The organism is Streptomyces sp. NPDC006463, assembly GCF_042870715.1.
Classification (GTDB): domain Bacteria; phylum Actinomycetota; class Actinomycetes; order Streptomycetales; family Streptomycetaceae; genus Streptomyces.
This window is the reverse complement of the sequence record NZ_JBIAHP010000002.1, coordinates 22,917-29,107: the sequence shown is the minus strand read 5'-3', so window position 1 is coordinate 29,107 and position 6,191 is coordinate 22,917. Positions and strand designations below refer to the sequence as shown.

General features: G+C 71.5%; 5 protein-coding genes. 2 read left to right on the top strand and 3 right to left on the bottom strand.

Going from position 1 to position 6,191, the window contains the following annotated elements; translation table 11 throughout:
• Positions 1–140 precede the first annotated feature (140 nt).
• The 3 genes from tyrS to ACFYOB_RS03905 are packed head-to-tail and all read right to left on the bottom strand — an operon-like array spanning position 141 to position 4,424.
• Positions 141–1,409, bottom strand: a complete 1,269-nt coding sequence (gene tyrS, locus ACFYOB_RS03915; protein WP_388554132.1) for a tyrosine--tRNA ligase — start codon at positions 1,407–1,409, stop codon at positions 141–143.
• Between the two features lie 52 nt (positions 1,410–1,461).
• Complete coding sequence (locus ACFYOB_RS03910; protein ID WP_388554129.1) at positions 1,462–2,865, bottom strand: metallopeptidase TldD-related protein; 1,404 nt, start codon at positions 2,863–2,865, stop codon at positions 1,462–1,464.
• Positions 2,862–4,424: a TldD/PmbA family protein gene (locus tag ACFYOB_RS03905; RefSeq protein WP_388554127.1), complete on the bottom strand. Its 1,563-nt coding sequence runs from the start codon at positions 4,422–4,424 to the stop codon at positions 2,862–2,864. Before ACFYOB_RS03905 ends, ACFYOB_RS03910 begins: the two co-directional genes overlap by 4 nt.
• Positions 4,425–4,569: 145 nt before the next feature.
• Here ACFYOB_RS03905 and fabG point away from each other — a divergent pair, with 145 nt between their 5' ends.
• Positions 4,570–5,289, top strand: coding sequence for a 3-oxoacyl-[acyl-carrier-protein] reductase (gene fabG / locus ACFYOB_RS03900; protein ID WP_388554125.1), 720 nt, complete (start codon positions 4,570–4,572; stop codon positions 5,287–5,289).
• A 5-nt stretch (positions 5,290–5,294) separates the two neighbouring features.
• Positions 5,295–6,065, top strand: a complete 771-nt coding sequence (gene fabI / locus ACFYOB_RS03895; RefSeq protein WP_328924994.1) for an enoyl-ACP reductase FabI — start codon at positions 5,295–5,297, stop codon at positions 6,063–6,065.
• Positions 6,066–6,191 lie beyond the last annotated feature (126 nt).

Genomic DNA, 6,191 nt, shown 5'->3' with positions numbered 1-6,191 from the left:
TGGCGCCGGGGGGGGGGGGGGGGGGGGGCGCGGGGGCCCCCCCCCCCCCCGGCCCCCGCCCCCCCGGGGGGCCCCGCCCCCCCCCCGGGGCCCGCCCCCCCCCCTCCGGTGCGCCGTGCCGCCGTGTCCGTCGCGACGCGTCAGGCGCCGGTGACCTCGACCGCGGCCAGGCTCTTCTTGCCGCGGCGCAGCACCAGCCAGCGCCCGTGCAGCAGGTCCTCCTCGGCGGGGACCGCGTCCTCGGCGGTGATCTTCGCGTTGTTCACGTAGGCCCCGCCCTCCTTCACGGTCCGGCGGCCGGCCGACTTGCTCGCGACGAGACCGGTCTCCGCCATCAGGTCCACGACCAGGCCGAGCTCCGCCACCTGGGCGTGCGGCAGCTCGGACAGGGCGGCGGCCAGCGTGGCCTCGTCCAGCTCCGCCAGGTCGCCCTGGCCGAACAGCGCCTTCGACGCGGCGATCACGGCGGCACACTGGCCGGCGCCGTGCACCAGCGTGGTCAGCTCCTCCGCCAGCGCCCGCTGCGCGGCGCGCGCCTGCGGCCGCTCGGCGGTCTGCGCCTCCAGCTCCTCCAGCTCCTCACGGCTCCGGAAGGACAGGATCCGCATGTAGGTGGAGATGTCCCGGTCGTCCACGTTCAGCCAGAACTGGTAGAACGCGTACGGCGTGGTCATCTCCGGGTCCAGCCAGACGGCCCCGCCCTCGGTCTTGCCGAACTTGGTGCCGTCCGCCTTGACCATCAGCGGGGTCGCCATCGCGTGCACGACCGCGCCCGGCTCGACCCGGTGGATCAGGTCGAGGCCGGCCGTCAGGTTGCCCCACTGGTCGGAGCCGCCCTGCTGGAGCACGCAGCCGTGGCGCCGGTAGAGCTCCAGGAAGTCCATGCCCTGGAGCAGCTGGTAGCTGAACTCCGTGTAGCTGATGCCCTGGTCGGACTCCAGCCGCTTGGCGACCGAGTCCTTCGTCAGCATCTTGTTGACCCGGAAGTGCTTGCCGATGTCCCGCAGGAACTCGATCGCGGACATGCCCGCCGTCCAGTCCAGGTTGTTCACCAGGACCGCCGCGTTCTCGCCCTCGAAGGACAGGAACGGCTCGATCTGCGAGCGCAGCCGGTTCACCCATTCCGCGATGACCGCGGGGTCGTTCAGGGTGCGCTCGGCGGTCGGGCGGGGGTCACCGATCTGGCCGGTGGCCCCGCCGACCAGCGCGAGCGGCCGGTTCCCCGCCAGCTGGAGCCGGCGCATGGTGAGCACCTGCACCAGGTGCCCCACGTGCAGCGAGGCCGCGGTCGGGTCGTAGCCGCAATAGAACGTGACAGGACCGTCCGCGAACGCCTTGCGCAGCGCTTCTTCGTCGGTGGACTGGGCGAAGAGCCCGCGCCACTTCAGTTCGTCGACGATGTCCGTCACGGTTCTCTCGACTCCTTTGGTGTAGGGAAAAACAAAGCCCAGTCTAGGTGGGTCAGACCCCCTTGCTGACCGAGCTCATGTTGAAGTCCCGGATGCGCAGCGCCGGCATCGAGGCCCGGGTGAACCAGTCGCCCCACTCGCGCGGCAGGGTCTTCTCGGTCCGGCCGGCCTCCGAGGCCCGCGACAGCAGGTCCACGGGGGACTCGTTGAACCGGAAGTTGTTGACCTCGCCGACGACCTGCCCGTTCTCCACCAGGTAGACGCCGTCCCGGGTCAGGCCCGTGAGCAGCAGGGTGGCCGGGTCGACCTCGCGGATGTACCAGAGGCAGGTCAGCAGCAGACCCCTCTCGGTGCCCGCAACCATCTCCTCCAGCGACTTGTCGCCGCCCCCGTCCAGGATCAGGTTCCCGAACGAGGGGGAGAGCGGCAGCCCGGTCAGCCCGGCGGTGTGCCGGGTCGTGGTCAGCCGCGTCAGCTCCCCGTCCCGGATCCACTCGGTGGCCGGGACCGGCAGGCCGTTGTCGAACACCGAGGCGTCGTCCCCGGAGCTGTGCGCGATCACGAACGGCGCGGACTCCAGGCCCGGCGCGTTCGGGTCGCTGCGCAGGGTCAGCGGGAGCTCCGACAGCTTCTCGCCGATCCGGGTGCCGCCCCCGGGCTTGGAGAAGACCGTACGGCCCTCCACCGCGTCCCGGGCCGCCGCCGACCACATCTGGTAGATCAGCAGATCGGCCACGGCCGTCGGCGGCAGCAGGGTCTCGTACCGCCCGGCGGGCAGCTCGATCTTCCGCTCCGCCCAGCCCAGGCGCACGGCCAGTTCCGCGTCCAGCAGGGTCGGGTCCACGTCCTTGAAGTCCATGGTCGCGCGGCCGGCCCAGGCCGAGCGCTGCCTGTCGGGGGACTTGGCGTTGAGCTCCAGGGTGCCCTTGGGCTGGTCGTGGCGCAGCCGCAGGCCCGTCGAGGTGCCGACGTACGTGGAGACCAGCTCGTGGTTGGCGAAGCCGTACAGCTCGCGGCCGCCCGCGCGGGCCCGGGCGAAGGCCTCGCCGAGGGCGGGCGCGAAGTCCGCGAACACCGCCGAGGAGGTCTCGGCGGGCGAGTCCGTGAAGTCGGGCGAGGCCGGGGTCCCGGTCACCAGCGGCTGGGCGTCCTCGGCGGGACCCGCCCCGCGCGCGGCCGCCTCGGCGGCCCGGACCAGCGGCTCCAGGTCCGCGGCGGTGACGGCGGAGCGCGAGACGACCCCCGAGGCCGTGCCCTCCTTGCCGTCGACCGTCGCGATGACGGTGAGGGTGCGCCCGCGGGTGACGCCGTTCGTCGTCAGGGCGTTGCCCGCCCAGCGCAGGTTGGCGCTCGACTCCTCGTCGGCGATGACGACGCAGCCGTCGGCGGTGGACAGCTCCAGGGCCCGCTCGACGATCTCGTGGGGCTTGGTGCGTCCGTTCGAAGGGGTGCTCATCGGCCGGCCTCCTGCGTGGTGTTCAGGATGTTCACGTCGCGGAACAGCGCGGAAGGGCAGCCGTGCGAGACGGAGGCCACCTGGCCCGGCTGGGCCTTGCCGCAGTTGAAGGCGCCGCCCAGGACGTAGGTCTGCGGGCCGCCGACCTTCTCCATCGAGCCCCAGAAGTCGGTGGTCGTGGCCTGGTACGCGACGTCGCGCAGCTGCCCGGCCAGCTTGCCGTTCTCGATCCGGAAGAACCGCTGCCCGGTGAACTGGAAGTTGTAGCGCTGCATGTCGATCGACCAGGAGCGGTCGCCGACGACGTAGATCCCGCGCTCCACCCCACCGATGAGGTCCTCGGTGGACAGACCGCCCGGATCCGGCTGGAGCGACACGTTCGCCATCCGCTGCACGGGCACGTGCCCGGGGGAGTCGGCGTACGCGCAGCCGTTGGAGCGGCCGAGACCGGTCAGCTTCGCGATCCGCCGGTCCAGCTGGTAGCCGACCAGCGTGCCGTCCTTGACCAGGTCCCAGCTCTGCGCCTCGACGCCCTCGTCGTCGAAGCCGATCGTGGCCAGCCCGTGCTCGGCGGTGCGGTCACCCGTCACGTTCATGATCGAGGAGCCGTACTTGAGCTTGCCGAGCTGGTCGAAGGTGGCGAAGGAGGTCCCCGCGTACGCCGCTTCGTAGCCCAGTGCCCGGTCGAGCTCGGTGGCGTGGCCGATGGACTCGTGGATGGTGAGCCACAGGTTGGACGGGTCCACCACCAGGTCGTAGCGCCCGGCCTCCACGCTCGGCGCCCGCATCTTCTCGGCGAGCAGGCCGGGGATCTGCTCCAGCTCGGCGTTCCAGTCCCAGCCGGTGCCCGTCAGGTACTCCCAGCCGCGCCCGGCCGGCGGGGCGATGGTGCGCATGGAGTCGAACTCGCCGGTGGTGGCGTTCACGGCGACGGCCGTGAGCTGCGGGTGGATCCGGACCCGCTGCTGGGTGGTCACGGTGCCCGCGGTGTCGGCGTAGAACTTGTTCTCGTGCACGGCGAGCAGCGAGGCGTCCACGTGCGCGACGCCGTCGGCCGCCAGCAGCCGCGAGCTCCAGTCGGCGAGCAGCGCCGCCTTGTCCGCGTCGGGAACCTCGAAGGGGTTCACGTCGTAGGCCGAGATCCAGGTCCGCTCCGAGTGCACCGGCTCCTCGGCCAGTTCCACCCGCTCGTCGGAGCCCGCGGCCTTGATCACCTGGGCCGAGAGCTTCGCCATGGCCACGGCCTGCGAGGCCACCTTCGCGGCGGCGTCCATGGTCAGGTCCACACCGGAGGCGAACCCCCAGCTGCCTCCGTGCACCACGCGGACCGCGTAGCCGAGGTCGGTGGTATCGGACCCGCCGGAGGGCTTGGCGTCGCGCAGCCGCCAGGAGGCGTTGCGGATCCGCTCCAGCCGGAAGTCGGCATGCTCGGCGCCCAGCGCGCGCGCCCGGGCGAGCGCCGCGTCGGCGAGCGCCCGCAAGGGCAGTGCGGTGAAGGCCGCGTCGATGGAATGGGGCACGGAAGTCCTCCCGGGGTCGGGGCCGGTCGCCTCGATCATGTCGCGCTCAGGGCTCTTGTGCCTACATCTTTCTGTAGGGACTCGACAGAGCCCGCCGCAAGGCCCTGTCGGAGATCGATTCTCCGTACGAGAGATGCGGCCTATAGGTTTTTGGTATTCAGACCGCTAGCGAAAGGGTGATCCGTTGAGCCGCTCGGTTCTCGTCACCGGAGGAAACCGGGGCATCGGCCTCGCCATCGCCCGTGCCTTCGCGGAGGCCGGGGACAAGGTCGCGATCACGTACCGGTCCGGCGAGCCGCCGGAGGCACTGACCTCGCTCGGCGTCCTGGCGGTCCGCTGCGACATCACCGACTCCGAGCAGGTGGAGCAGGCCTACAAGCAGATCGAGGACACGCACGGCGCGGTCGAGGTGCTGGTGGCCAACGCGGGCATCACCAAGGACACGCTGCTGATGCGGATGTCCGAGGAGGACTTCTCCTCGGTCGTCGACACCAACCTCACTGGCACCTTCCGGGTAGTCAAGCGCGCGAACCGTGGCATGCTCCGTGCCAAGAAGGGCCGCGTCGTCCTGATCTCCTCGGTCGTCGGACTGCTGGGCTCGGCGGGCCAGGCCAACTACGCCGCCTCCAAGGCCGCGCTGGTCGGCTTCGCCCGTTCGCTCGCCCGTGAGCTGGGCTCGCGCAACATCACGTTCAACGTGGTCGCCCCCGGCTTCGTCGACACGGACATGACTAAGGTGCTCACCGACGAGCAGCGCGCGGGCATCGTGGGCCAGGTGCCGCTCGGCCGTTACGCGCAGCCCGAGGAGATCGCGGCAGCCGTGAGCTTCCTGGCGTCCGACGACGCCGCGTACATCACAGGAGCCGTCATTCCCGTTGACGGCGGATTGGGCATGGGTCACTGATCACCATGAGCGGAATTCTCGAGGGCAAGCGCATCCTCATCACCGGGGTGCTGATGGAGTCGTCCATCGCTTTCCACACCGCCAAGCTGGCCCAGGAGCAGGGCGCCGAGGTCATCTTGACCGCGTTCCCCCGCCCGACGCTGACCGAGCGCATCGCCAAGAAGCTGCCCAAGCCGGTCAAGGTGATCGAGCTCGACGTCACCAACGACGAGCACCTGGCCCGCCTGGAGGGCCTCGTCCGCGACGAGCTCGGCGGCCTCGACGGCGTCGTGCACTCCATCGGCTTCGCGCCGCAGGACGCGCTCGGCGGCAACTTCCTGAACACCCCGTTCGAGTCGGTCGCCACCGCCATGCACGTCTCGGCGTTCTCGCTGAAGTCGCTGACCATGGCCTGCAAGCCGCTGTTCCCGCACGAGGGCGCGGCCGTCGTCGGCCTCACCTTCGACGCGCAGTTCGCCTGGCCGCAGTACGACTGGATGGGCCCGGCCAAGGCCGCGCTGGAGGCCACCAGCCGCTACCTCGCCCGTGACCTGGGCAAGGAGAACATCCGCTGCAACCTGGTCTCGGCGGGCCCGATCGGCTCGATGGCCGCGAAGTCCATCCCCGGCTTCTCGGAGCTGGCGGACGTCTGGAACTCCCGCTCCATGCTGGAGTGGGACATGAGCGACCCGGAGCCGGCGGGCAAGGGCGTCGTCGCCCTCCTCTCGGACTGGTTCCCGAAGACCACCGGCGAGATCGTCCACGTGGACGGCGGCCTGCACGCGATGGGTGCCTGACGGCTCCCGACTCCGCACGGCGGGGGGGGGGGGGGGGGGGGGGGGGGGGCCGGCCGCCCCCCGGGCGGGGGGGGGGGGGGCGCCCCCCCCGCCCCCCCCCCCACCCCCCCGGCGCCGGGGGCCCCC